Origin of the sequence: Prescottella subtropica (genome assembly GCF_005434945.1) — a bacterium.
In the GTDB taxonomy this organism is placed as follows: domain Bacteria; phylum Actinomycetota; class Actinomycetes; order Mycobacteriales; family Mycobacteriaceae; genus Prescottella; species Prescottella subtropica.
This window is the reverse complement of sequence record NZ_SKCH01000003.1, coordinates 81,981-108,145: the sequence shown is the minus strand read 5'-3', so window position 1 is coordinate 108,145 and position 26,165 is coordinate 81,981. Positions and strand designations below refer to the sequence as shown.

The window sequence follows — 26,165 nt, the reverse complement described above, 5'->3', positions numbered from 1 at the left end:
GTCGACCACAGGAGTTTTCATGATCGTGCGCACGACCGACGACATCACCGGCACCGATCGGGACGTCGTCAGCGAGGACGGCAACTGGCGGAGCAAGCGGATCGTGCTCGCCGGCGACGGCGTCGGATTCTCGTTCCACGAGACCACGATTCGCGCCGGATCGGTCAACGAGTTCCACTACGCCAACCACATCGAGGCCGTGTGGCTGGTCGAGGGCGACGGGATCCTCACCGACCTCGACAACGGCGAGGTGCACCAGTTGCGGCCGGGCACGATGTACCTGTTGGACGGGCACGAGCGGCACCGGGTGGAGCCGGTGACGCAGATGCGGATGCTGTGTGTGTTCAATCCACCGGTCACCGGCCGCGAGGTCCACGACGAGAACGGCGTGTACCCGCTGATCACCCTCGACGAGGCCGAGCGCGCCGCCTCCTAGGCTGCCGGCTCCGGAACCCGCGGCGTGGATTCGCCCGCGGGTTCCTGCCGTCGACGCCACAGGATCGTGAACACCACCGCACCGGCCACCAGCGCGGCGAGGGCGACGACCGACCACCGGAACCGCGGCCCGTAGTCGCCGACCAGGACCATGCGCAGGGCGTTGCGGGCCCACGTCAGCGGCATCAGGTCGTGGATCCAGCGCACCGGTGCCGGCATCTGCTCGATCGGGTACACCGCACCGAACGCCAGGATCTGGATCAGGAGCGCGCCCAGCGCCAGGAACGTGCCGTTCACCGCGCCGAACACGACCGTGAAGAGTCTGCCCGACGCGACCGCGGCCGCCCCGACGAGGATCATCACCGCGGTCATCGCGACCGCGCTCGGCGGTGCGGCGTCCGCGACGACGAGGGAGACCGCCGCCGCGACGAGGGCCGCCACCAGCGTGACGAGGGCCGGCACCCGGTACCGGCGCAGACCGTCCCGGACGATGCTGTCGTGGACCCGCGGCGACCGACCCCGGCGGGGGCGCACGACGAACCATGTGAGGATGCCGCACAGGAACAGCAGTACCGACATCACCGCGGGCACGGCACCCGGACCGAAGCCGGCGGCCCGGTTGACGTACACCTGGTCGACCGCGACCGGCGCCGACAGCAGCCCCGCGGTGGCGGTGCGCTGTTCGTCGGTGAACTGCGGCACCTGTGCCGCACCGTCGGTCAGTCCGGTCGCGAGTTCGCCACTGCCGCTGCCGAGTTGCCCCATCCCGGTGAGCAGCTGCCCCAGCCCGTCCCGCAACTGCACGCCGCCGGTGTCGAGTTGTCCGAGCCCGGTGGACAGTTCGTTCGCACCGGTGCGGAGCTGGTGTGTCCCGTCCGACAGCTGCCCCAGTCCGGCGTCCAGTTCACCCGCGCCGGCGGCCGCGGCCTCGAGCCCACCGCGGTAGTCGCTGGTCGGGTCGGTGAGCTGACGGGTGAGTTCGCGTGCCCCGTCCCGTAGTTCGACGAGCTGGGCGGCGATGTCGCCCTGCTCGCCGAGGATCGCGAGCACCGGTCCGGTGACCATGTCGACGACCTCGCTGATCTGCCGGGCGCCGTCGCCGAGCTGATCGGTGCCGTCGACGAGCCGACCCAGTCCGGCACGCAGCTCCCCCGATCCGGCGGCGGCCTCGTCGGCGCCGGTCGCGAGTTCGACTGCCCCGGCGGCAAGTTCGCGGCCGCCGCGGTTCGCGTCGCCGAGTCCCGTCGACAACTCGATGCTGCCGGCGTGCAGTTCGGTGGTGCCGGCGAGCGCGTCCTGCGTACCGGCGGAAAGCTGTCCGGCACCGGCGGCCGCCTCCCCGAATCCGGCCCCCAGATCACCGAGCCCGACGAGCACCTGGTCGACGGACTGCTCCCCGATCGCCTCGGACACTGCCGACCGCACCTGCGCGACGACGCTCTCCCCGACCGGCGTCGCCACCAGGCTGTTGAAGTCGTTGTAGACGACGTCGAGCCGGGCCCGGCGGCCGTCCCCGGAGGCGGCGCTCGCGATGTCGGTGCTGAACGTCTCCGGGATCACCACCGAGAAGTAGTAGCGGCCGTCGTGCACGCCGTCCCACGCCTGATCGGCGGTGACCACCTGCCAGGACACGTCACCGCTGTCGACGAGGGCGGCGACCACCTCGTCGCCGGCCACCATGCGGGTGCCGTCGATCTCCGCTCCGGCGTCGGCGTTGACGATCGCGACGGGCAGCCGGTGCACGGTGTCCCCGGGATTCCACAGGGCCATCATGTAGAACGCGGCGAACACCAGGGGTGCGATGACGAGGGCCGCCAGGAGGGTGCGGACGACGTGGGCGCGACGTGGATCGGGTGGGGACACCATGAGGGGGCTCTCTCGTCGGGGGCCGGAGGAACGAGGCTCTGGACGCACGTCCAGCTCGCTCACGATAGAGAGCCGACCCGCCGCCGGTGACCGTTTTCGGGGATATCGCGGTACGCCTACCCTGGAAGCCGTGATCGACGAGATGCTCGGCCTGCTCGGTGGACGCCGCATGTGTGTCCTGACCGGGGCGGGTGTCTCCACCGATTCGGGGATCCCCGACTACCGCGGCCCCGACTCACCACCCAGGAACCCGATGACCTACCAGCAGTTCGTCGGCGACGCCGCGTTCCGCCGGCACTACTGGGCCCGCAACCACCTGGGCTGGCGGTTCATGGACGCCGCCCGCCCCAACGCCGGACACCGGGCGCTCGCCCGACTCGAACGGGCCGGCGCCGTCGACGGCGTCATCACCCAGAACGTCGACCTGCTGCACACCAAGGCCGGCAGCCGACGCGTCATCGACCTGCACGGAAGCTACGCGCAGGTCCGCTGCCTGGACTGCGACCACCGGATCTCCCGGATGACCCTCGCCGACCGTCTCGACGCCGCCAACCCCGGTTTCGCCGACACCGTCGCCGCATCGACCGGCGTGGAGATCGCCCCCGACGCCGACGCCGTCATCGAGTCCACCGACCATTTCCGGGTCGTCGACTGCGACCGCTGCGGCGGCATGCTCAAACCCGACATCGTCTACTTCGGCGAGTCCGTCCCGAAACCGCGTGTCGCGGAGGCATTCACGATGGTCGACGCCGCCGAGGCACTGCTCGTGGTCGGCTCGTCGCTGACGGTGATGTCCGGACTACGGTTCGTCCGCCGCGCCGCCCGCGACGGCAAGCCGATCGTCATCGTCAACCGGGGAGCCACCCGCGGCGACGAATTCGCCTCGCTCAAGCTCGAACTGGGCTGTTCCGAGGTACTGGGCACCTTCGGTGCTTGTGCGCCTTTCTGGTAGCTCCCACTACCAAAAAGGCGCACAGCGCGAAGCGCCTACAGCGCCACCAGGTCGTCCGCGTGCACGACGGGACGGTGCATGTCCTCAGGTAGTTCGACGGTCGAATGACCGAGCATGTCCTCGATCTCCGACGAGTCGTAGGCCACCACGCCGCGCGCCACCGGGACCTCGTCGGGTCCGACGAGCGCGACGACGTCGCCGCCGTGGAACCGTCCGGTCACCGCGGTGACCCCGGCCGGCAGCAGCGACCGTCGCCGCTCCACGACGGCCCGCACCGCACCCGCGTCGAGGTGGATCGCGCCCTGGGCGTCGGCGGCGTGCCGCACCCAGAACTTGCGGGCCGACATCCGGTGCGGGCGGGCCGCGAACACCGTGCCGGAGTCGGCCGTCGTCAGCGCGGTCGCCGCATCGGATGCGGCGGTGAGCAACACCGGCACCCCCGAGTCGGCGGCGAGCCGGGCCGCGGACAGCTTCGACGCCATCCCACCGGTGCCGAGTGCCCCACCGGATCCGGCGACGACACCGTCGAGGTCCTCGGGACTGTTGACCTCGGGAATGAGGTTGGCCGCACCCTTGCGCGGGTCACCGTCGTACAGTCCGTCGACGTCCGACAGCAGCACCAGCGCATCGGCACCCACCAGGTGCGCGACGAGTGCGGCGAGCCGGTCGTTGTCACCGAACCGCAGTTCGGTGGTGGCGACGGTGTCGTTCTCGTTGACGATCGCGACGGCGTGCAGTGCCCGCAGCCGGTCGAGGGTGCGTTGCGCGTTGCGGTGCTGGGTGCGGCGGGCGATGTCGTCGGCGGTGAGCAGCACCTGCCCGACGGTGCGACCGTAGCGGGCGAACGACGTCCCCCACGCGTGCGCCAACGCCAACTGGCCGACGCTCGCGGCCGCCTGCTTGGTCGCGAGATCCTGTGGGCGACGGGTCAATCCGAGCGGTGCGAGGCCTGCCCCCACCGCGCCGGACGAGACGACGACGACGTCCGAACCGGCCCGCATCCGCGCCTCGAGCGCATCCGCGAGCAGGTTCAACCGTCCGACGTCGAGTCCCCCGACGAGACTCGTGAGAGCCGATGATCCGATCTTGACGACGATGCTGCGCGCCGACGCGACGGCGGCTCTGGTGTCGCTCACTTGTTCTCGGGGTCCTCGCTGTCGAGTCCGCGCCGGATCCGCCGGGCATGCTTGCGCTCGGAGGCGCCGATCCGGTCGTCCTGGTCGAGACGAGCGTCGGTGCCACGGCCGGTGCGGACGATGTCGACGCCGGCCGCGGTCTGCGGCTCCCACTCGAATCCGACGTCACCGATCGTGACGAACGCACCGGGCTCGGCGCCCTGCTTGACGAGTTCGTTCTCCACGCCGAGTCGGGCGAGCCGGTCCGCGAGATAGCCGACGGCCTCGTCGTTGTCGAACGCGGTCTGCCGCACCCACCGCTCGGGCTGCACACCGCGCACGATGAAACCACCGGGCGTGTCCGGGTCGGCGATGACGTCGAATCCGGTCTCCTTGACCGCGATCGGACGGATCACCTGACGCTTCGGCTCCGCCGGCGGATGGGCCTCACGGTAGGCGGCGACCATCTCGGCGAGCGCGAAGGTCAACGGCCGCAAACCGTCCCGGCTCACCGCGGAGATCGTGAACACGGGCCAGCCACGCTCCTGGAAGTCGGCGGTGACCATCTCGGCCAGTTCCGCGGCCTCGGGCACGTCGGCCTTGTTGAGGATCACGATCCGGGGCCGGTCCGCGAGGTCACCGAGGCTCGCATCCCCCTTGAGGGCCGGCTGGTACGCCGCCAGTTCCGCCTCGAGGGCGTCGACGTCGGAGATCGGGTCGCGTCCCGGTTCGAGGGTGGCGCAGTCCACGACGTGTGCGAGCACCGCGCACCGCTCGAGGTGCCGCAGGAAGTCCAGTCCGAGACCGCGGCCCTGGCTGGCGCCGGGGATGAGTCCCGGCACGTCGGCGACCGTGAACGTCGTGTCGCCGCTCGACACCACACCGAGGTTGGGCTGCAGTGTGGTGAACGGGTAGTCGCCGATCTTCGGCTTCGCCGCCGACAGCACCGACACCAGCGACGACTTGCCCGCGGACGGGAAACCGACCAGGCCCACGTCGGCCACCGACTTGAGTTCGAGGACGACGTCGAGTTCCTCGCCCTCCTCACCGAGCAGCGCGAACCCGGGGGCCTTGCGTGCCTTCGACGCCAGCGACGCGTTCCCGAGGCCGCCGCGGCCGCCACGCGCCGCGACGAACTGGGTGCCGATCCCGACGAGATCGACGAGGACGTTGCCCCGCTTGTCCAGGACGACGGTGCCGTCGGGCACCCGGAGGATCAGATCGGTGCCGTTGGCACCCTCCCGGTTACCGCCCATCCCCTGCGTACCGCTGGTGGCCTTGGCCCGCGGATGGAAGTGGAAGTCGAGGAGCGTGTGGACGTTCCGGTCGACCTCGAGCACGACGTCCCCGCCCCGGCCGCCGTTGCCTCCGTCCGGACCACCGAGCGGCTTGAACTTCTCGCGGTGGACGGAGGCACAACCGTTGCCGCCCTTACCGGCACCGATGTGCAGCACCACGCGGTCGATGAATCGGGACATGAGTTCCGGACCCTTCCTTAAGGAGGATGAAACAACAATAGGGGCGGGCAAGGGTTGTGAGACCCTGGCCCGCCCCTACTGGGAGATCGGAACGGAATCGTGCCCGTCAGCGAAAGCCGATGCGAGCGCGAACCGTAGTCGGCAGCAGACTAGGCCTGTGCCGCGGCCGGAACGATGTTCACGGTCTTGCGTCCACGCTTGGTGCCGAACTCGACGGCGCCCGCAGCGAGAGCGAACAGGGTGTCGTCACCGCCACGACCGACGTTGACGCCGGGGTGGAAGTGGGTGCCACGCTGACGCACCAGGATCTCGCCGGCGCTGACGGCCTGGCCGCCGAAACGCTTGACGCCGAGCCGCTGTGCGTTCGAATCGCGACCGTTACGGGAGCTTGATGCACCCTTCTTATGTGCCATGACTTACCCTCCAGGTTCAGGAATCCACGAGTTCGCGGTACACGGGGGCCGGAACCCCTGTGTGGTTAGTTGATGCCGGTGACCTTGACGACCGTCAGCTTCTGACGGTGGCCCTGACGCTTGTGGTAGCCGGTCTTGTTCTTGAACTTGTGGATCCGGATCTTCGGGCCCTTGGTGTGCTCGACAACCTCGGCGGTCACGGAGATCTTCGCCAGCTTGTCGGCGTCGGTGGTGAGCTCGGAACCATCGACCACGAGGACCGGGGCAAGCGAGACAGCGGCGCCGGGCTCACCCTCGATCTTCTCGACCTTGACGAGGTCACCAACAGCGACCTTGTACTGCTTTCCGCCGGTCTTGACGATCGCGTACGTTGCCATCGGACGGCTACCCCTTGCTACTTCGAACGTGCTCGCGCCGCTGCCGTGAAGGCTTTCGATGCTGCGCGACTGGTCTGGTGTGGCGACTACCCCTTGCGCGCCCGTGATAAGCCCTAGATCGGGCGCAGCAGAGCGGTATCGCCGGGTAGCGACCGGTCAAGATTACGGGACGCGGACCGCCAGGGTCAAACCGGGGTGAAGCCCGGTCCCGCAGCGGTGGTGTGTCGTCCCCTGCCGGGCACGGGACGACACACCACCGCGATGTTCTCAGGAGTCGGCGTCCACCGGCGGACCGGCAGGACGTGCGGCCGCACGACGGCGTCGACTCCGGCGCGGTGCCGCCGATTCCCCGTCACCCGCCGCCGTGGCCGGACCGGTCGCCGGTGCCGGTTCCGGGGCCTCCACAGCCGCCGGTGCCGGTACCGTGGCCGGTTCCTGTTCCGGGGCTGCCGGTGCCGGTTCCGGCGTCGGGATCACGAACACGGTGCCCGTGTCGGTGCTCTCCCCGGCCGGCGCCGCCGCGGCACGCGACACCCGACGGCTGCGCCGCCGCGCCCGAGGGGCCGGCTGCGCGTCGGATTCGACCTCCGCGGGTGCCGGCTCGGCGACCACCGGTTCCGGTGCCACCGCGGCCGTCTCCGCGGGTTCGCCCGGCTCCCCGTGCTCGTCCGCGTGATGCGCGGCCATCGCGAGCACCACCGGATGAGAGCGCTTGACGGTGGCGTCGGCCGACGCCTCCTCCTCCGTCGGATGCGAATGCGGCTCGACCGGCGTCTCCGCCGGTGCTGCCGCGGCAGCCCGGTCGCGGCCGCGCTTGCGGCGTCCACCGGACTCCTTCGCCTGGCCGCGCCCGTCGTCGCCCGACTTCACCTCGATCGGCTCGGTCTGGACGACGATGCCGCGGCCGTGGCAGTGCTCGCACGTGGTGGAGAACGCCTCGACCAGCCCGGTGCCGAGCTTCTTGCGTGTCATCTGGACCAGGCCCAGCGACGTCACCTCGGACACCTGGTGGCGGGTGCGGTCCCGGCCGAGGGACTCGGTGAGCCGCCGCAGCACCAGATCCCGGTTCGACTCGAGGACCATGTCGATGAAGTCGACGACGATCATGCCGCCGATGTCCCGCAGACGCATCTGCCGGACGATCTCTTCGGCCGCCTCCAGGTTGTTCCGGGTGACCGTCTCCTCGAGGTTGCCGCCGGCACCGGTGAACTTGCCGGTGTTGACGTCGACGACGGTCATGGCCTCGGTGCGGTCGATCACCAGCGTGCCGCCGGACGGCAGCCACACCTTGCGGTCGAGTGCCTTCGCGAGCTGTTCGTCGATCCGGTACGTCTCGAACACGTCCGGGGTGCCCGGTGCCGGATCGTGGCGTTCGACGCGCGGCAGCAGGTCCGGGGCGACCGCCTTGATGTAGCCCTCGACGGTGCTCCACGCCTTCTCGCCCTCGATGACGAGCTTCGAGAAGTCCTCGTTGAACAGGTCGCGGACCACCTTGACCAGCAGATCCGGTTCCTCGTACAGCGCCTGCGTGGTGCCGGACTTGGCTGCCTGCGCCTTGTCGGCCTGCTCCTGGATCGTCGCCCACTGCGACTGCAGCCGGGTGACGTCCCGCGACAACTCGTCCTCGCTGACGCCCTCGGACGCGGTCCGGATGATCACACCGGCGTCGGCCGGGACGATCTCCCGCAGGATCTCCTTGAGACGCTTGCGCTCGGTGTCCGGCAGCTTGCGGCTGATACCGGTGGACGTGCCGCCGGGCACGTACACCAGGAAACGTCCGGCCAGGCTGATCTGCGTGGTCAGGCGGGCACCCTTGTGCCCGACCGGATCCTTGCTGACCTGCACGACGACCTGGTCACCCGGCTTGAGGGCCTGCTCGATCTTGCGTTCCCGACCGCCGAGACCGGCAGCCTCCCAGTTGACCTCACCGGCGTACAGGACGCCGTTGCGTCCGCGGCCGATGTCGATGAACGCGGCCTCCATGCTGGGCAGCACGTTCTGCACGCGGCCCAGGTAGACGTTGCCGACCATCGACGAGGACGACGATCCGGTCACGAAATGTTCGACGAGGACACCGTCCTCGAGGACCGCGACCTGCGTCGACGCGGCCGGGTTGCTGCCGCCGGTCTTCTCCCGGACCACCATGACGCGATCCACCGATTCGCGGCGGGCCAGGAACTCCGACTCGCTCAGGATCGGCGGACGACGACGACCCGCGTCGCGACCGTCACGGCGACGCTGACGCTTGGCCTCGAGACGGGTGGACCCGCTGATGCCCTGGACCTCGTCCTTGTCCTTGGCTGCGCGGGCCTTGTTCCGCGGTTCACGCTCGTGCACGACGGTCGCGACACCGTCGTCCTCGACGGTGTCGGAGGATTCGGCGCTGCCCTTGCGGCGACGACGGCGACGACGGCGACGGCTCGAACCGTCCCCCTCGTCCTCGGTGTCGGCGGCTTCAGCGGCCTCCGTGGTCTCCACGGCTTCACCGTCGCCGGTCTCGCCGGTCTCGGCAGTGTCGCCGGTCTCCGCGATCGCGCCGGGTTCGACGGTCTCGTCGGTCGCAGTCTCGTCGGTCTCGTCGGTCTCGCCGGCCTGCTCGCCCCGGCCACGGCCCCGGCCACGACGGCCGCGGCGACGACGACGCTGCTGATCGCCGCCGTCGGTGTCGGTGTCGGTGTCGGTGGCCTGCTCGGCGACATCGGCCGACTCGGCCTGTTCGGCGGCGGCCGGCTCCGTCTCGGCGGTGACCGTCTCGGTGGCCGTCTCGGTCTGCTGCTCCTCGCTCACGGCGGGGGCAGCCGCACCGCGGCGGCTACGACGACGGCGCGGCGCGGCCTCGGCGGCCGGCGTCTCCTCCGTGGTCTCCGGCTGCAGGAACAACGGCACCTGCACGGACGGGGTGGCCGGCTGGGCCTGCGGCTCGTGGCTGGTGAGGTCCGCGTCGGTGAACAGGCCACCGGACTCGGCCGGAGCCTCCGGGGTGGCCGCCACCTCGGTTGCGGGTGCGGTCTCGGTTTCCGGAGCGGCCGGGGCCTTCGCCTTGGGGGCGGCCTTCTTGCGGACGCGCTTGCGCGGCGCCGGCTTCTCGGCTGCCTCCGCGGCCGGTTCCGGAGCCGGTTCCGGGGTTGCTTCCACGGCCTGCGGTTCCGGTTGCTCCGATACCTTCGGTGCCTCCGGCGCAGGCTCGGCGGGCGCGGACATGCTCGCGTGGATGCGCTCGGCGATCTCTCGCTGCAGGCTGGACTGCGCACTGCGCAGCTCGGTGCCCAGCGAAGCGGCCTCGGCGAGGACCTGCTTGCTGGTCACGCCGAGCATCTTCGCCAGCGCGTGGACACGAATCTTCTCGGGCAGTACCGGGGTGGTCCCGGTGTCGGCCGACGCTTCCGCGGTCGGGTTCTGCACGTTCTCGGGCGGCGCTTGATCGGCCACGTATTCTCCTCGAGCCCCCGGGCGCGTCCACCCGTCTGTCGATCGGATGTGACGCGGCCGCGCGGGGGCGATGGTTGTGTACTCGCACCGGGGGTACGAGATTGTATGGTCTCGCTCCACGTGTCCCGCAGTGTCCGTTACTCACTGCGAAATCGCGCGGTGCCTGGCTGGATGGCGGCGATCCACGGCGCGAGCGCCTGATCGTTCACGGCGCGAGCGCCTGATCATCCAGCGTGCCGCCCTGAGCAGGGGTTACCCGATCCGGCGGACCGCGATGACGGGCTTCGCATCGTGGTGTCATCCGATCGGATCCGCGTGGAGCACAATTGCGGTCCGACCTCCTCGAGTATCCCACACGTATGTCATGTGTCCGCCCAGCGGCGCACCGATGGATGGACGAACGAAAAGACGCTCCCGGGCAGTGCTGCCCGGGAGCGTCTTTCAGGGAACGCGGTTCAGCCCTGTGCGAGCTGCGGAAACCAGAGTGCGATCTCACGCTCGGCGGACTCGGTCGAGTCGGATCCGTGCACGAGATTCTGGCTGCCGTCCAACGCCAGGTCGGCGCGGATCGTGCCGGGCACCGCCTTCTCGACGGGGTCCGTGCCACCGGCGAGCTGGCGGAACGCGGCGATCGCACGCGGACCTTCCAGCACCGCGGCGACCAGCGGGCCGGACGTGATGAAGTCGAGCAGTCCCGGGTAGAACGGCTTGCCTTCGTGTTCCGCGTAGTGCGTCGCGGCGACATCCGTCGACGCGGTCCGCAACTCCATCGCCGCGATGGACAGGCCCTTGCGTTCGATGCGGGAGAGGATCTCTCCGACGTAGCCGCGGGCCACGCCGTCGGGCTTGATCAGTACCAGGGTGCGCTCAGTCACGGACAGCAGCCTAGACGGTCAGTCTCGTTGTCCGGGCAGCAGACCCCGTTCGATCCGCTGGGTGATGTCCTTGCGCAGGTACAGGATGTACAGCCACACGGCACCGAACAGCAGACCGATCACCCCGAGCGCGGTGTCGATGAAGAAACCGAGGATCGTCAGCACCTGCAGGGCCAGGTTGAACGTCATCGCCCACGGACGCCCCTGCATACCGGCGCCGAGGATCATCAGCAGCGCCAGCACACAGATGTAGGTGCCGGAGAACCAGGTCAGGCCGGTCGAGTTGATGACCGCGACCACCGGCAGCGCCAGCAGCACGACGATCGCCTCGAGGACGAGGGTGCCCGCCATGACGCCGCGGAAACCCTTCCACGGGTCGGTGGCCGGCGGCCGGAACCCGGTCTCCGGGTTCCGGGGGGTGTCGGGATTCTCGGGGGTCTCGCTCACGCGGGGTCCTTTCCGAACAGGGAGCGGGCCAGACCCGCGGTCACGACCGAACCGGTGACGACGACACCCGCGCCGGACACGGCCTCGCCGGGTTCGGCGACTTCCTCGGCGAGTCCGATCGCCGTCTCGAGGGCGTCGGCCAGGGTGGGGGCCACGACGACGCGTTCGTCCCCGAACCGGGCGACGGCGCGGTCGGCGAGTTCGTCGACTCCCATCGCGCGCGACGACCCGTTGTGGGTGACGACGAGTTCGTCGAAGACCGGTTCGAGGGCGTCGAGGATGCCGTCGACGTCCTTGTCGCCCATGACGGAGACGACACCGACGAGCTTACGGAAGTCGAACTCCGCGGACAGTGCCGCGGCGAGCGCCTTCGCGCCGTGCGGGTTGTGGGCGGCGTCGAGGAACACCGTCGGCGCGCTGCGGACCCGCTCGAGGCGTCCCGGATTGACCACCGACGCGAAACCGGCGCGGACGGCGTCGACATCGAGTTGCCGGTCCGGGCCGGCCCCGAAGAACGCCTCCACCGCGGCGAGCGCCAGCGACGCGTTGCGCGCCTGGTGCTCGCCGTGCAGCGGCAGGAAGATGTCGTCGTAGACGCCGCCGAGGCCCTGCAGTTCGAGTTGCTGGCCGCCGATGGCGATCTGTCGGCGCAGCACCCGGAACTCGGATCCCGCCCGGGCGACGGCCGCATCGGCCTCGACGGCACGGCGCAACAGCACGTCCATCGCCTCGGGTTCCTGTTCGGCGATGATCGCGACCGTGTCGACACCGGGCATGCCCTCGACCTCGCTGTCGCGGCCCCTGTGGATGATCCCGGCCTTCTCCCCCGCGATCGACGCGAGGTCGGGGCCCAGGTAGTCGACGTGGTCGAGCCCGATCGGGGTGATCACCGCGACCTGCGCACCGATCACGTTGGTGGCGTCCCACGTGCCACCCATCCCGGTCTCGATGACCGCGACGTCGACGGGGGCCTCCGCGAACGCGGCGTACGCCATCGCGGTGGTCACCTCGAACTTGCTCATCGCGGGACCGCCGGCGGCCTGCGACTGCGCGTCGACCATCCGGATGTACGGCTCGATCTCGCGGTACGTGTCGATGTAGGTGCGGATGCCGATGGGTGTGCCGTCGACGGAGATCCGCTCGGTCGCCAACTGCAGGTGCGGGCTCGTGGTGCGGCCCGTCCGCCGGTGCAGCGCGGTGAGCAGCGCGTCGATCATCCGCGTCACCGACGTCTTGCCGTTGGTGCCGGCGACGTGGATGGCCGGATAGTTGCGCTGCGGGGACCCGAGCAGGTCCATCAGCGCGGCGATCCGGGTCAGCGACGGCTCGATCTTCGTCTCGGGCCAGCGCTGATCCAGCTCCGCCTCGACGAGGGCGAGTTCGGCCAGGTCGACCGCGGTCGGGTCCCCCGGGCGTTCGGTGCTCACGCTCCGGCCAACTCCTTCAGACGTGCACTCATCCGGGCGATCTCCTCCTGCGCGACCTGCTGCCGGGTGCGGATCTTGTCGACGACCGCATCGGGGGCCTTCGCGAGGAACGCCTCGTTCCCGAGCTTCGCGGTGGTGCCGGCGAGTTCCTTCTCGGCGACCGCGAGATCTTTCTCGAGACGCTTCTTCTCGGCGCCGAGATCGACGGTGCCGGACGTGTCGAGTTCGACGGTGACGGTGGCCTTGCTCAGCCGCACCTCGACGGACGCGGTCGCGGCGAACCCGTCGGCGGGATCGGTGAGCTTGGCGAGCGCGGACACCGCAGCGAGCTGGCCCTCGATGTCGGCGTCGGCGCCGCCGGTGAGACGCGCGGCCACCTTCTGCGACGGCTTGAGGCCCTGGTCGCTACGGAAGCGGCGCACCTCGGTGATGAGCTTCTGCATGTCCTCGATGCGACGGGCCGCATCGGCGTCCGTGTCGACACCGGACGCGGCCGGCCAGTCCGCGACCACGAGGGACTCGCCGCCGGTGAGGACCTTCCACAGCGTCTCGGTGACGAACGGGATCACCGGGTGCAGCATCCGCAGCAGCGTGTCGAGGACGTTGCCGAGGACGGCCTTCGTGCTGTCGACGTGGGCGCTTCCGTCCACCAGTTGCACCTTGGCGAGCTCGAGGTACCAGTCGCAGACCTCGTCCCACGCGAAGTGGTAGAGCGCCTCGCACGCCTTGGAGAACTCGAACCTGTCGAGGGCCTCGTCGACCTCGCCGCGGACCTGCTCGAGCCGGTCGAGGATCCAGCGGTCGGCGTCGGTGAGCTGCTCGCGCGCCGGCAGGTCGGCGACGACGGCACCGTTCATGAGCGCGAACTTGGTAGCGTTGAACAGCTTGTTCGCGAAGTTGCGGGACGACTGCGCGTGGTCCTCGCCGACCGCGAGGTCGCTGCCCGGGTTGGCGCCGCGGGCCAGGGTGAAGCGCAGCGCGTCCGCACCGAACCGGTCGACCCAGTCGAGCGGGTCGATGCCGTTGCCGCGGGACTTCGACATCTTCTTGCCGTACTGGTCGCGGACCAGGCCGTGCAGGAACAGGTCGGTGAACGGCACCTTGCCGAGGCCCTGATCGCCCGCGACGTAGGTGCCGAACATCATCATCCGCGCCACCCAGAAGAACAGGATGTCGTAGCCGGTGACCAGGACGCTCGTCGGATAGAACTTCTCGAGTTCGGGGGTCTTGTCGGGCCAGCCCATCGTGGAGAACGGCCACAGCGCCGACGAGAACCAGGTGTCGAGGACGTCGGGGTCCTGCTCCCAGCCCGCGGGTGCGGTCTCGTCGGGGCCGAAGCAGGCCACCTCGCCGTCGGGGCCGTACCAGATCGGGATGCGGTGGCCCCACCACAGCTGCCGGGAGATGCACCAGTCGTGCATGTTGTCGACCCACGAGAACCAGCGCGGCTCCTGGCTGGCCGGGTGGATGACGGTGTCGCCGTCCCGGACCGCGTCACCGGCGGTCTCGGCGAGCGCGTCGACCTTGACCCACCACTGCATCGACAGCCGCGGCTCGATGGTCTCGCCGGAACGCTCCGAATGCCCGACGCTGTGGATGTACGGACGCTTCTCGGCGACGACGCGACCCTGCTCGGCGAGCGCCTCACGCACCTTGACGCGGGCCTCGAACCGGTCCATGCCGTCGAACTGCGTTCCGGTGTCGGCGATCCGGCCGGTCTTGTCCATGATCGTGGGCATCGGCAGGTTGTGCCGCACACCCATCTCGAAGTCGTTGGGGTCGTGCGCCGGGGTGATCTTCACGGCGCCGGTGCCGAACGCGGGGTCGACGTACTCGTCGGCGATGATCGGGATCTGCCGGCCGGTGAACGGATGCTCGAGCGTCGTACCGACGAGATGCCGGTACCGCTCGTCGTCGGGGTGGACGGCGACGGCGGTGTCACCGAGCATCGTCTCGACACGCGTGGTCGCGACGATCACGTGCGGCTCGGCGTCGTCGAGGGAGCCGTAGCGCAGCGACACGAGCTCGCCCTCGACCTCCTCGAACTTGACCTCGATGTCGGAGATCGCGGTCTGCAGCACCGGCGACCAGTTGACCAGGCGCTCGGCCCGGTAGATCAGGCCCTCGTCGTACAGGCGCTTGAAGATGGTCTGGACGGCGCGCGAGAGGCCCTCGTCCATCGTGAACCGGTCCCGGGACCAGTCGACGCCGTCACCGATGCGGCGCATCTGGCCCGCGATGGTGCCGCCGGACTCGCGCTTCCAGCTCCACACGCGCTCGATGAACGCGTCCCGGCCGAGGTCTTCCTTCTTCTTGCCGTCCGCCGCGAGCTGCTTCTCGACGATGGTCTGCGTCGCGATACCGGCATGGTCCATGCCCGGCAGCCACAGCACCTCGAAACCCTGCATCCGCTTGCGGCGGGTCAGCGCGTCCATCAGCGTGTGGTCGAGGGCGTGCCCCATGTGCAGGGAGCCGGTCACGTTCGGCGGCGGCAGCACGATCGAGAAACCGGGCTTGTCGGTCGACGGGTCCGCGGTGAAGTAACCGGCATCCACCCAGCCCTGATACAAGTCGGCCTCTACCGTGCTGGGATCCCAGCTCTTCGGGAGGGCGTCTGCGGGGTTCTGGGGAGTCTCTGGCGCACTGGTCACCCCCCAATCGTAATCAGTGGTCGCGAATCCCCCGGACCCGGCTCACGGCGGCCCCGATCCCCCGCGTTTCGCGCACTTGCCGCGCAGTTTCGGGCCCCTTCTCCGCGTTTTCCGCACTTATCGCGATCAGCGGCCGCGGCCGGACGACATCAAGTGCGCGAAACGCGGGGGTGGGACGTCTCAGCCGAGGACGTCGGGCACCGGCACCGTTTCCCCGAGGACGTGCTCGGCGAGGAACGATTCGACCACCTGATACCAGACCTTGGTGTGCTGGGGGGCGAGGATCCAGTGGTTCTCGGTCGGGAAGTAGAGGAAGCGGTGGTCGGTGGCACCGTCGGTGTCGGCGGGCAGCCCGGATTCGGACAGCAGTTCGTACCAGAGGCGCAGGCCTTCACCGACGGGGACGCGGTAGTCCTTGTCGCCGTGGATCACCAGCACGGGGGTGACGATGTCGGCGACGAACAGGTGCGGTGAGTTCTCGAACGCCATCTCGGGGGTCATCTCGCGCTGCCAGTACCAGGCGGCGTCGGTGGTGGGCGCGAACTGGTCGAGCGCCCACAGGCCGGCGTGGGTGACGATGGCGTCGAAGCGGTCGGTGTGGCCGGCGATCCAGTTGGCCATGTAGCCGCCGAACGAGCCGCCCATCGCGGCGGTGCGGGCGGCGTCGACCTCCGGCAGTGCGACAGCGGCGTCGGTGATCGCCATGAGGTCGGTGTACGGCGCCTTCCCCCACTGCCCCCAGCCGCGCTGCACGAAGTCCTGCCCGTAACCGGTGGACAGGGCGGGGTCGGGCAGCAGCACCGCGTACCCCTGGGCGACGAGCAGCCACGGATTCCAGCGCCACGACCACGTGTTCCACGAGTTCAGCGGTCCGCCGTGGATCCACAGCAGCAGCGGCGCCGGGGTGTCGGCGGACGCCGTCCCGGGCAGCGCCAGCCAGCCGCGCAGCGGGGTGCCGTCGAGTCCCTGCCCGACGATCTCGGTGAGCGGTCCGGGCAGCGGCGGGTTCTCGTCCGGGCCGCGCAGCGCGGTGGCCGTGCCGGCGTCGTCGCCGGTCAGCGCGATCCGCACCGGGTGCGGCGGGGCCGTGTACGACGCCCGCAGCGCGTACACCGCGGAGCCGTCCGGGGCGGGCCGCAGATCGGTGTAGGCGGCGGCGTCGACGGTGAGCGGAACGGGCAGTCCGTCGCGGAGCACGAAGATCGGGCCGCGTCCGTGGTCGTCGGCGGTGAGCAACAGTCCACCGTCCGGGAGCCAGGCGACCGAGGTGGGCCACCGGTCCCAGTCGGTCGCGAGATCCTCGACGGTGCCGGTATCGAAGATGTAGCGGTGCAGCGTGATTCGCGGCGCGGTCTCGGCGTCGCCGTACGCCTCCCTCAGGTAGGCGACACTGCTTCCGTCGGGTGCGATCGCCGGACGGCCGAGGTCCGCGGCGTCGTCGTCGACGAGGACGGTCCGCTCCCCCGTCGTCGTGTCGATGCGCACCAGGATCGTGCGGCGGTGACCGAGCGCGCCCGGCACCGTCCACGTGCTCACCACGAGGCCGCCGTCGGCGGACAGGTCGTAGTCGGCGTCCCGCAGCGCCACTCCCGGTGCGGGCGTCAGGTCGTCGAAGTCGACGTCCGTCCCGGCGTCGCCGTCGGTGCGGCCGGCCAGCAGGTGCGGAACCTCCGGTCCGAGGTCGTGGTCCCAGTACCGGACCGGGTACCCGGTGTGCAGGACCGCGGTGACCTTCTTGTCCTTGCGGTCGCCGCGGATCCGGTCGTCGTCGGCGACGGTGGCGCCGAGCATGCCGCTGCTCACGACCGCCCGGGCGGCGGAACGGGCGGCCCGGACACCGGTGACGCCGCCGCCGCGCGTGCCGACGCGCCGCGCCTCACCACCGCCACTGGGCAGCCGCCACAGGGCGGCCGGGGCGTCGTCGGCGTCGTCGGGGCCGGGACGCGACGCGAGGAACAGCAGATCCCCGTCGTGGGTGAACACGGGCCCGGACTCGCCCGCAGCACCCCACGTGAGCCGCCGCGACGACTGCTCGCCCGTCGGGTCGATCTCCCACAGCGCGGACACGTATTTGGTGGCCGACTCGTCGAGTACCGACCGGGCGACGACGAGTCGCGTGCCGTCCGGGGACAGTTCGAGCCCGGACGTGCGCGGCAACGCGAGGTAGTCGTCCAGGTCCCGGAAGGGGGTGGACGGGACGATCGACGAGGACGGGTCGGGGGTCATGTCCGGGTCACCGCTGCTCGGTACCACGCGGGCGACGCCACATCTGCCACAACGTGGGGCCGCCGTCCGGGAGGACGATCTCGCCGCTCACCTCGAAACCGAAGCGTTCGTAGTACGGAATGTTCGCCTCCTTGCTCGATTCGAGATAGGCGGGCAGTCCGGCGGCGTCGCAGCGGGACAGTCGCGAGTTCAGGAGCGTCTTGCCGTGGCCGCCGCCGCGACCGGCCGTCGACGTGCCGATCGTCGCGAGATACCAGTGCGGTTCGGCGGGGTGCGCCGCGTCCAGCGTGTTCCCGACCTCGGCACCGACCTGCAGTTGCCGGCCGAGGGCGAGCGCGACCGTCGGCAGGCTCAGCAGCGACGTCCACGGGGACTGCTTCCACCGTCCCGGCGGATCCCACAGTGCGCCGCCGACGATCGTGCCGTCGTCGGCGTGCGCGAGTTCGGCGCCCCCGCCCGCGAGATGGTGGTAGCGGATCTCGGCGCCGAACAGCCGGGCCATCCCCGACGGCCGGCGCTGCGGGTCCGGCAGGATCCAACACATGACGGGGTCGTCGTCGAACGCGTCCGCGAGCGCCACCGAGACGGCACGGATGTCGGATCGGGTCACGGGACGCACAGACATGCCGGAAGCCTACCGGCGGGTCCGGGAATCCGTCGCCCGTGCATCCGGACCCGATCGGGGCCACTATGGGTCCATGACGCGTCAGGGACCCCGGGACGACATCGACGAGAACGACCTGGTCGTCGGGCATGCGAAGGACTACGCGGCCGGGGTGCCGGCGGTGCTGGTGTCGATGCAGCGGGCGGTCGAGCAGATGGGGGTCGCGCGGACCGCCCGCACCCTGACCCGACTCAACCAGCGGCACGGCTTCGACTGTCCCGGCTGTGCGTGGCCGGAGACACCGGGCCACCGTAAACCGGCCGAGTTCTGCGAGAACGGCGCGAAGGCCGTCGCCGAGGAGGCGACGCTGCGGACGGTGACACCGGAGTTCTTCGCAGCGCACCCGATCGCGGAGTTGGCCGAGCGCACCGACTACTGGCTGGGGCAGCAGGGCCGGATCACGCATCCGATGGTGCTGCGGCCCGGGGGCGACCGGTACGAGCCGATCGGCTGGGACGACGCGTACCGGCTGATCGCCGGGCAGTTGCGTGGCCTCGACAGCCCTGACGAGGCGGTGTTCTACACGTCCGGCCGCACCAGCAACGAGGCCGCGTTCGTGTACCAGACGATGATCCGCAGTTTCGGCACCAACAATCTGCCGGACTGTTCCAACATGTGCCACGAGTCGTCGGGCAGTGCCCTGACCGAGTCGATCGGGATCGGCAAAGGATCTGTGACGGTCCCCGACCTCGAGCAGGCCGACCTCATTCTCGTCGCCGGCCAGAATCCGGGCACCAACCATCCGCGGATGCTGTCGACGCTGGAGAAGGCGAAGGCGAACGGGGCGAAGATCATCGCGATCAACCCGCTGCCCGAGGCCGGGCTGCTGCGGTTCAAGGATCCGCAGAAGGTGAACGGCGTGGTCGGCCGCGGCGTCCCGATCGCCGACGAGTTCCTGCAGATCCGTCTCGGCGGCGACATGGCCCTGTTCCAGGGGCTGGGACGGCTGCTGCTCGAGGCCGAGGACCGCGCACCCGGCTCGGTGGTCGACCGGGCGTTCGTCGACGCGCACTGCGCCGGGTTCGACGCGTGGGCCGCGCACGTGCGGGCCGTCGACCTCGCCACCGTCGCCGAGGCGACCGGCCTGACCCGGCGTCAGCTCGAGGAGACGGCCGCCGCGCTGGTCGCATCCGAACGCACCGTCGTGTGCTGGGCGATGGGCCTGACGCAGCACCGGCATGCCGTCGCCACCATCGCGGAGGCGGTGAACGTGCTGCTGGCGCGCGGCATGATCGGCAAGGCCGGCGCCGGGGTGTGCCCGGTGCGCGGGCATTCCAACGTGCAGGGCGACCGCACGATGGGCATCTGGGAGCAGATGCCCGAGGAGTTCCTCGCCGCCCTCGACACCGAGTTCGGTATCACCAGCCCCCGCAGCCACGGCTTCGACACGGTCGACGCGATCCGGGCGATGCGCGACGGCCGCGCCCGGGTGTTCGTGGCGATGGGCGGCAACTTCGCTTCCGCCACCCCCGACACCGCCGCCACCGAGGAGGCGCTGCGCCGCTGCGACCTGACGGTGCAGGTGTCGACGAAACTCAACCGCAGCCACGTCGTGCACGGGCGCACCGCGCTGATCCTGCCGACCCTCGGCCGCACCGACCTCGACATCCAGGACACCGGGAAGCAGGCGGTGTCGGTGGAGGATTCGATGTCGATGGTGCACCTGTCGCGGGGGCGTCTGCATCCGGTGAGCGAGCAGTTGCGCAGCGAGGTCGCCATCGTGTGCCAGTTGGCGCGGGAGTTGCTCGGCGCCGATCACCCGGTGCCGTGGCGGCGGTTCGAATCCGACTACGACCTGATCCGGGATTCGATCTCGCGGGTGGTGCCCGGCTGCGCGGACTACAACGCCCGGGTCCGCCGGCCCGACGGCTTCCAGTTGCCGCATCCGCCGCGCGATTCCCGCGAGTTCCCCACCCGCACCGGCAAGGCCAACTTCGCGGTCAGCCCACTCGAATGGGTACCCACCCCGGCCGGGCGGCTGATCCTGCAGACCCTGCGCAGCCACGACCAGTACAACACCACCATCTACGGTCTCGACGACCGCTACCGTGGCGTGAAGAACGGCCGGAGGGTGGTGTTCGTCAGCGCCGCCGACATCACCGACCTCGGTCTGCGCGACGGGCAGACCGTCGACGTCGTCTCCGAGTGGACCACCGCCGACGGCCGGGTCGAGGAGCGCCGCGTCCACGGGTTCCGCATCGTCGAATACAGCACGCCGCGCGGCAACGCCGCCGCCTACTATCCGGAGACCAATCCGCTGGTGCCGCTCGATCATGTTGCCGCCACGTCGAACACGCCGGTGTCGAAGGCGATCGTCGTCCGGCTCGAGCCGGTCGGGACGCAGTAGATGGGACGGGTCACCGCCCGCCGGCCCGTCCTGCGCATCACCGCCGACGGTGTCCGCCGCCGCCCGGACGCGCTGGCCGTCGAGGAGCCACTCGAGATCCGGCTCGGTGGCCGTGCCCTGACGGTCACGATGCGCACCCCCGGCCACGACGTCGAACTCGTACACGGGTTCCTGCTCACCGAGGGCATCGTCGAGGCGGCGTCGGATGTCGCGGTGGTGCGGTACTGCGACGGGGTCGACGCCGACGGCGCCAACACCTACAACGTGCTCGACGTGGCGCTCGCGGCGGGCGTCCCCGATCCCGGCGAGCGGGGCCGGCGGGCGTTCCTCACGACGTCGGCGTGCGGGGTGTGCGGCAAGGCGTCGCTCGACGAGGTCGCGGTCCGCAGCCGATTCGACCTGTCCGACAGCACCTTCGAGATTCCGGCCGCGACCCTGTCGGCGCTGCCGGAGGTCCTGCGCCGCCACCAGCGGGTGTTCGACGCCACCGGCGGCCTGCACGCGGCCGGACTGTTCACCGCCGACGGCACCCTGCTCGCGGCGCGGGAGGACGTCGGCCGGCACAACGCCGTCGACAAGGTGCTCGGGTGGGCGCTCACCGAGAACCGGATCCCCCTGCTCGACGCGGTCCTCGTGGTGAGCGGGCGCGCGTCGTTCGAACTGGCCCAGAAGGCCGCGGTCGCGGGGGTTCCGGTTCTCGGGGCGGTGTCGGCGCCGTCGTCACTGGCCGTCGATCTGGCCCGCGACCGCGGGATGACGCTCGCCGGGTTCCTGCGCGGGGAGACGATGAACGTCTATTCCGGCGAGCAACGCATCCTCCTCTAGCAGGTGCCGGCCGGCTTATCACCCTTGGCGAGGGCCGACATGAACTGCGACGCATCGTCGTACGACGCGGGGATCGCCTGTCGATGGTCGGCGCCCTCGTACGTCTTGTACGCGACCTCGCCGCCGTTGCTGCACAGGCTCTCCACGAGCGAACTGCTCATCGCCTCGGTGACCAGCAGATCGCTGGTCCCCTGCAGCACCAGCGTCGGGACGGTCGGGGTGAGCCGGCCGGGGGCCTGCGCCTGCAGGTACTCGGTGAGCTTGCCGAGGTCGACGCCCGGCGCGAACGCCTTGTCCGGCGGCACCTGCCCGATGACGTCGCGGATCTGCCCGACGCAGCTGGTGCGGGCCGCGGTGAGCAGCACCTGCGCCTCGGGGGTGACGTAGTCGTCGGCGACGATCGACGGGTCCGCGGCCTCGGCGCCGAGCAGGATCAGCGGCAGGAACGCCAGTGCGGGCGCCACCTCCGGGGTGCCGGCGGACAGGTACTGCGGGGTCGTGCTGATGTCGTTGCCCGGTGCGATCGCGATCGCGCCGCGCAGGTCGAGTTCCGGTGCCCGGTCCGGGCCCTGCGCCGCGGTGAACACGGCGGCGTGCCCGCCCTGGCTGTGGCCCATCGCGTACCACTGGGTGCCGACCGAGTCGTCGAGGGCGCGGCTCGCGCGGACGATGTCGACGACCGCGTTGGCCTCGGTGCCGCCGTCCATGTACGGGTGCCCGCCGGGGGTGCCCATGCCGACGTAGTCGGTCCGCACCACGACGTAGCCGTCGGCGATGTACTTGTCGAGTGTCCGGTCGACGCCGGCCAGGTAGTCGTGCGCGAAGCCGTCGATCGTGTCGGCGGACGGCGCGCAGATGTCGGAGACACCGGTGGTGCCGTGTGCCCAGCTGATCACCGGGAAGCCGCCCTCGGGGGCGTCACCGGACGGGATCGACACCGTGCCCGAGACGACGACCGGGTCACCCTGTGCGTTCTGCGACGCGTACGTGATCAGTTCGTTGCGGCCGGCGCTGGGCAGCACCGGGGTGCCGCGCAACTCCTGGACCGAGAGCAGCTGCCCCGGCTCCAGCGCGGCGGTCTCGGCCTTGTCCGACGGGCCGCTGCTGCAGCCCGAGGCCACCAGCGCGACGGTCGTGGCCGCGACGGCGGTGAGGACACCGGTACGGCCGGCACCGAAACGCCGGTGGTTCGTCGACGACGGTCGAAACACAGAACACCTCCAAAAAAATAAGAATTGTGTCTCAGGTCGACGAACATAGCGCATTGGCTACGCTGACCGTCATGCACTCGTCCACTGGTCGCGACACGCTCCTCAATGTCGCCGAACGACTCATCGCCGAACGCGGCCTGCACGGCGTGTCCGCCCGCGAGATCGTGAGAACCGCTGGGCAGCGAAACAATTCGGCCATCACCTACCACTTCGGCACATGGGACGGCCTGCTCGAGGCGGTCTGGCTGACCCACATGGGCACCGTCAACGCACACCGCGCCGACATGGTCGCCGCCCTGGATCACGACGAGTCACCGGCCTGCGACTCAACCACGGACCCGCTCGCGGCGCTCGTTCATGCCTACATCCACCCGTTCGTCGCGGAGATCACCGCGTACGAGCCGTCGTACTGGGCGCGGTTCAACGAGCAGTGGCTCACCGGTATCCACCTGGATTTCGTGAGCCGCCCGACGGCACTGGTCCCGGACGATCCGACCTTTCCGCGGGTCGGCGGGATGAACGTCCTGCAGGATCTGTTCGCGCGGATCGGCGTCCACCTCGGCCACATCGACGAGGACCTGCGGGCGCGGCGGGTGGCGCTCATGGCCCGGTTCGTCGTCTCCGGGCTCGCCTCGTGGGAACGGGAGTCGGTGACCGGCGGTGCCCCCGACCTCGACGCATTCGAGTACGAACTGAACTCGCTCGCGGTCGCGCTGCTGCGGGCGCCGTGACGCCCGCGCCGGTGCTGCCGTGACCGGACCGGGGCCTGTGCCCAACACCGTGATCGGCAAGGTCGTGATCGTGCTCGACGCGTTCACCGCCGAGGACCACTGGGTGAGTTTCACCGATCTGGTCCACCGCACCGGGCTGCACAAGACGACGCTGCACCGACTGCTCGCCGAACTCGTCGGGGCCCGGCTCATCGACCGGTCCGGGGCGGGCTACCGGCTGGGCCGGCACCTGTTCGAGCTCGGGATGCGCGCCTCGGTGGAACGCGGCCTCATCGAGGTGGCCACCCCGTTCCTCGAGGACCTGAGGGAACGCACCCACGAGACCGTGCACCTGGGGGTGCTCGAGGGCGACGAGGTGGTGTACGTCGCGAAGATCGGCGGGCACCGGCAGGCCGCGTCCCCGTCCCGGATCGGGGGCCGGATGCCGCTGTACTGCACCGCGATCGGCAAGGCGATGCTCGCACACGCCCCCGCCGATCTGAAGGCCCGCACCCTCGCCGGCCCGCTGCCGCGCCGCGGCCCGCGCACCATCACCACCCCCGGCCTGCTGGCCCGCCAGTTGGAGACGATCCTCGAGACCGGGGTGGCGTTCGAGTACGAGGAGTCCGCCGTCGGCATCGTGTGCGTGTCCGCGGCGATCCTCGACGCCGACGACCGTCCCGTCGCCGGGGTCAGCGTGACCGGGCCCGCGTCCCGGTTCCGACCCGAGGCGCACACCCATCAGGTGCGGGCCGCTGCCGCCGGGATCGCGGCCACTCTCGCTCGCCGGGACAACCTCCGCCCGGAGTGACCGCCGACAGGTAGGTTCCGCTGAGCGGAACCGATTGCTCGCGCGCGGCGGGCGTCGTCACGCACAGTCGTTGCACGCACTTCCCACGACAAGGACATCCATGCCTGACACCGAACCTACGATCTCCGACGAGGCGATCACCCAGGCCGCGAAGCGACTGGCGACCGCAGCGCAGACCGGCGTCGCCTGCGCCCCGATCAACGATCTCATCGGCCCCTCCGACATCGGCGTCGCCTACCGCGTCCAGCAGCAGCTGATCGACTGGCAGATCGCCGACGGGGCCGTCGTCGTCGGCCGCAAGATCGGTGCGACGTCGCTGGCCGTGCAGACCCAGCTCGGCGTCGACCAGCCCGACTTCGGTGTCCTGTTCGACCACATGGACGTCACCGACCTGCCCGAGGTGCCCACCGAGCGGATGCTCCAGCCCAAGGCCGAGGCCGAGGTGGCGTTCCGGCTCGGTGCCGACCTCGCCGAGGGCGATCTCGATCTCGACCAGATCCGTGCGGCCGTCACCGGTGCCGTCGCGGCCCTCGAGTTGGTCGACAGCCGCATCGAGAACTGGAAGATCCTCATCACCGACACCGTCGCCGACAATGCGTCGTCCGGCCTGTACGTGCTCGGTGACACGTGGGTGACGCTCGACGAGTTCGAGCCCAAGGACGTCGTGATGAAGATGTACGCCGACGACGAGCTCGTCTCCGAGGGCAACGGCGAGGCCTGCCTGGGCGATCCGCTGATCGCACTGCAGTGGCTCGCCCGCACCGCCCGCGAGTACGGCCAGCCGCTGCGCGCCGGCCAGGTCGTGCTCTCCGGCGCCCTGGGCCCCATGGTTCCCGCCGCGCCCGGCGTGACCATCCGCGCAGAGCTGTCCACTCTCGGCTCCGTGACCGCAGTTTTCTCCCGGAAGGAATCGTGACAATCGTGACGAACAACACTGATTCGAAGAAGATTCGGGTCGCCATCATCGGGCCGGGCAACATCGGCACCGACCTGATGATCAAGGTCCTGAACAAGTCCGACGTGCTCGAGATGGGTGCCATGGTCGGCATCGATCCCACCTCGGACGGCCTGGCCCGCGCCGAGCGTCTCGGCGTGCCCACCACCGCCGAGGGCGTCGACGGCCTCATCGCCCTCGACGGCTTCGACGAGATCGACATCGTCCTGGATGCGACGTCCGCGAAGGCGCACATCTCCAACTGCGCGAAGCTCGCGCCGTTCGGCAAGAAGATCATCGACCTCACCCCGGCCGCCATCGGCCCGTTCGTGGTGCCGCCGGTGAACCTCGAGGAGCACCTCGACGAGGATCTCGACAACCTCAACATGGTCACCTGCGGTGGCCAGGCCACCATCCCGATGGTCGCCGCCATCTCCGCCGTCACCCCGGTCCCCTACGCCGAGATCGTCGCGTCGATCTCCTCGAAGTCGGCCGGCCCCGGCACCCGCGCCAACATCGACGAGTTCACCGAGACCACGTCGAACGCCATCCAGCAGGTCGGTGGCGCCGGCCGCGGCAAGGCCATCATCATCCTGAACCCGGCCGAGCCGCCCATGCTCATGCGTGACACGGTCCTCGCGCTCGTCGGCGACGCCGACCAGGAGGCCATCCGCGCCTCCGTCAAGGAGATGGCCGCCCGCGTCGCCGAGTACGTGCCCGGCTACCGCCTCAAGCAGGAGGTCCAGTTCACGCCGGTCGCCGCCGACGAGCCGGTCCACACCCTGCTGCCCGAGGGCGCGGGCCCGGTCACCACGAAGGTCACCGTGTTCCTCGAGGTCGAGGGCGCAGCCGACTACCTGCCCGCGTACGCCGGCAACCTCGACATCATGACCTCGGCCGCCCAGCGCACCGCCGAGTCCATCGCGCGCCGCCTGATCGCCGCGCGCACCAACACCCCTGCGGAGGTCTGAG

Annotated in this window: 21 protein-coding genes; 8 read left to right on the top strand and 13 right to left on the bottom strand. The window is 70.3% G+C overall.

The window, feature by feature from the left end:
• The first annotated feature begins 19 nt into the window (after positions 1-19).
• Positions 20-436: an ectoine synthase gene (locus tag E0497_RS04835; protein WP_137723652.1), complete on the top strand. Its 417-nt coding sequence runs from the start codon at positions 20-22 to the stop codon at positions 434-436.
• Here the strand turns inward: E0497_RS04835 and E0497_RS04830 are convergent.
• Complete coding sequence (locus E0497_RS04830) at positions 433-2,301, bottom strand: YhgE/Pip family protein (RefSeq protein WP_137723651.1); 1,869 nt, start codon at positions 2,299-2,301, stop codon at positions 433-435. The genes E0497_RS04835 and E0497_RS04830 overlap by 4 nt on opposite strands.
• A 142-nt stretch (positions 2,302-2,443) precedes the next feature.
• Here E0497_RS04830 and E0497_RS04825 point away from each other — a divergent pair, with 142 nt between their 5' ends.
• Positions 2,444-3,253, top strand: a complete 810-nt coding sequence (locus tag E0497_RS04825) for an NAD-dependent protein deacetylase (RefSeq protein ID WP_137723844.1) — start codon at positions 2,444-2,446, stop codon at positions 3,251-3,253.
• Positions 3,254-3,288: 35 nt separating this feature from the next.
• On the opposite strand, the gene proB is transcribed toward E0497_RS04825, so the two are convergent.
• From proB to E0497_RS04770, 11 genes are all read right to left on the bottom strand, one after another.
• Complete coding sequence (gene proB, locus E0497_RS04820; protein WP_137723650.1) at positions 3,289-4,389, bottom strand: glutamate 5-kinase; 1,101 nt, start codon at positions 4,387-4,389, stop codon at positions 3,289-3,291.
• Entirely contained in the window at positions 4,386-5,846 is a 1,461-nt protein-coding gene (obgE, locus tag E0497_RS04815; protein WP_137723649.1) for a GTPase ObgE, read from the bottom strand. The genes proB and obgE overlap by 4 nt, the downstream gene beginning before the upstream one ends.
• 149 nt (positions 5,847-5,995) lie before the next feature.
• Positions 5,996-6,259, bottom strand: a complete 264-nt coding sequence (rpmA, locus tag E0497_RS04810) for a 50S ribosomal protein L27 (protein ID WP_137723648.1) — start codon at positions 6,257-6,259, stop codon at positions 5,996-5,998.
• Between the two features lie 65 nt (positions 6,260-6,324).
• Entirely contained in the window at positions 6,325-6,636 is a 312-nt protein-coding gene (rplU, locus tag E0497_RS04805) for a 50S ribosomal protein L21 (protein ID WP_137723647.1), read from the bottom strand.
• Positions 6,637-6,903: 267 nt separating this feature from the next.
• Positions 6,904-10,065, bottom strand: coding sequence for a translation initiation factor IF-2 N-terminal domain-containing protein (locus E0497_RS04800; protein ID WP_137723646.1), 3,162 nt, complete (start codon positions 10,063-10,065; stop codon positions 6,904-6,906).
• A 455-nt stretch (positions 10,066-10,520) separates the two neighbouring features.
• A complete protein-coding gene (ndk, locus tag E0497_RS04795; protein WP_137723645.1) occupies positions 10,521-10,940 on the bottom strand; it encodes a nucleoside-diphosphate kinase in 420 nt (139 codons plus the stop codon).
• 18 nt (positions 10,941-10,958) lie between these two features.
• A complete protein-coding gene (locus E0497_RS04790) occupies positions 10,959-11,387 on the bottom strand; it encodes a DUF4233 domain-containing protein (protein WP_421958304.1) in 429 nt (142 codons plus the stop codon).
• Positions 11,384-12,814, bottom strand: a complete 1,431-nt coding sequence (gene folC, locus E0497_RS04785; RefSeq protein WP_137723644.1) for a bifunctional tetrahydrofolate synthase/dihydrofolate synthase — start codon at positions 12,812-12,814, stop codon at positions 11,384-11,386. Before folC ends, E0497_RS04790 begins: the two co-directional genes overlap by 4 nt.
• Entirely contained in the window at positions 12,811-15,465 is a 2,655-nt protein-coding gene (locus tag E0497_RS04780; protein ID WP_137723643.1) for a valine--tRNA ligase, read from the bottom strand. The genes folC and E0497_RS04780 overlap by 4 nt, the downstream gene beginning before the upstream one ends.
• Positions 15,466-15,645: 180 nt before the next feature.
• Positions 15,646-17,691, bottom strand: a complete 2,046-nt coding sequence (locus tag E0497_RS04775) for a S9 family peptidase (RefSeq protein WP_137723642.1) — start codon at positions 17,689-17,691, stop codon at positions 15,646-15,648.
• A 7-nt stretch (positions 17,692-17,698) separates the two neighbouring features.
• Positions 17,699-18,316 carry a GNAT family N-acetyltransferase gene (locus E0497_RS04770; RefSeq protein WP_137723641.1) on the bottom strand — a complete coding sequence of 206 codons (618 nt, stop codon included), beginning with the start codon at positions 18,314-18,316 and terminating at the stop codon, positions 17,699-17,701.
• A 73-nt stretch (positions 18,317-18,389) separates the two neighbouring features.
• On the opposite strand from E0497_RS04770, the gene E0497_RS04765 reads away from it, so the two are divergent.
• Positions 18,390-20,702, top strand: a complete 2,313-nt coding sequence (locus tag E0497_RS04765) for an FdhF/YdeP family oxidoreductase (RefSeq protein ID WP_137723640.1) — start codon at positions 18,390-18,392, stop codon at positions 20,700-20,702.
• Complete coding sequence (gene fdhD / locus E0497_RS04760; RefSeq protein WP_137723639.1) at positions 20,703-21,527, top strand: formate dehydrogenase accessory sulfurtransferase FdhD; 825 nt, start codon at positions 20,703-20,705, stop codon at positions 21,525-21,527.
• On the opposite strand, the gene E0497_RS04755 is transcribed toward fdhD, so the two are convergent.
• The gene (locus E0497_RS04755; protein ID WP_241665731.1) at positions 21,524-22,651 is read right to left on the bottom strand and encodes a lipase family protein; all 1,128 of its coding nucleotides are present in this window, start codon (positions 22,649-22,651) and stop codon (positions 21,524-21,526) included. The two genes, fdhD and E0497_RS04755, sit on opposite strands and share 4 nt — an antisense overlap.
• Before the next feature lie 158 nt (positions 22,652-22,809).
• On the opposite strand from E0497_RS04755, the gene E0497_RS04750 reads away from it, so the two are divergent.
• The 4 genes from E0497_RS04750 to E0497_RS04735 all read left to right on the top strand — a co-directional run bounded on the left by E0497_RS04750 (position 22,810) and on the right by E0497_RS04735 (position 26,164).
• Positions 22,810-23,469, top strand: a complete 660-nt coding sequence (locus E0497_RS04750; protein ID WP_137723637.1) for a TetR family transcriptional regulator — start codon at positions 22,810-22,812, stop codon at positions 23,467-23,469.
• 37 nt (positions 23,470-23,506) lie between these two features.
• Entirely contained in the window at positions 23,507-24,259 is a 753-nt protein-coding gene (locus E0497_RS04745) for an IclR family transcriptional regulator (protein ID WP_137723636.1), read from the top strand.
• 100 nt (positions 24,260-24,359) lie between these two features.
• The gene (locus E0497_RS04740; protein WP_137723635.1) at positions 24,360-25,175 is read left to right on the top strand and encodes a 2-keto-4-pentenoate hydratase; all 816 of its coding nucleotides are present in this window, start codon (positions 24,360-24,362) and stop codon (positions 25,173-25,175) included.
• A 5-nt stretch (positions 25,176-25,180) separates the two neighbouring features.
• On the top strand, positions 25,181-26,164 hold the full coding sequence (locus E0497_RS04735) for an acetaldehyde dehydrogenase (acetylating) (RefSeq protein ID WP_137723634.1): 984 nt from the start codon (positions 25,181-25,183) through the stop codon (positions 26,162-26,164).
• Position 26,165 lies beyond the last annotated feature (1 nt).

Coding starts and splice junctions, on each gene's coding strand:
- E0497_RS04765 (WP_137723640.1), top strand. CDS start 18,390: ATGACGCGTCAGGGACCCCGGGACGACATCGACGAGAACGACCTGGTC.
- E0497_RS04750 (WP_137723637.1), top strand. CDS start 22,810: ATGCACTCGTCCACTGGTCGCGACACGCTCCTCAATGTCGCCGAACGA.
- fdhD (WP_137723639.1), top strand. CDS start 20,703: ATGGGACGGGTCACCGCCCGCCGGCCCGTCCTGCGCATCACCGCCGAC.
- E0497_RS04775 (WP_137723642.1), bottom strand. CDS start 17,691: ATGACCCCCGACCCGTCCTCGTCGATCGTCCCGTCCACCCCCTTCCGG.
- obgE (WP_137723649.1), bottom strand. CDS start 5,846: ATGTCCCGATTCATCGACCGCGTGGTGCTGCACATCGGTGCCGGTAAG.
- rpmA (WP_137723648.1), bottom strand. CDS start 6,259: ATGGCACATAAGAAGGGTGCATCAAGCTCCCGTAACGGTCGCGATTCG.
- rplU (WP_137723647.1), bottom strand. CDS start 6,636: ATGGCAACGTACGCGATCGTCAAGACCGGCGGAAAGCAGTACAAGGTC.
- E0497_RS04830 (WP_137723651.1), bottom strand. CDS start 2,301: ATGGTGTCCCCACCCGATCCACGTCGCGCCCACGTCGTCCGCACCCTC.
- E0497_RS04770 (WP_137723641.1), bottom strand. CDS start 18,316: ATGTCTGTGCGTCCCGTGACCCGATCCGACATCCGTGCCGTCTCGGTG.
- E0497_RS04825 (WP_137723844.1), top strand. CDS start 2,444: ATGCTCGGCCTGCTCGGTGGACGCCGCATGTGTGTCCTGACCGGGGCG.
- E0497_RS04835 (WP_137723652.1), top strand. CDS start 20: ATGATCGTGCGCACGACCGACGACATCACCGGCACCGATCGGGACGTC.
- E0497_RS04740 (WP_137723635.1), top strand. CDS start 24,360: ATGCCTGACACCGAACCTACGATCTCCGACGAGGCGATCACCCAGGCC.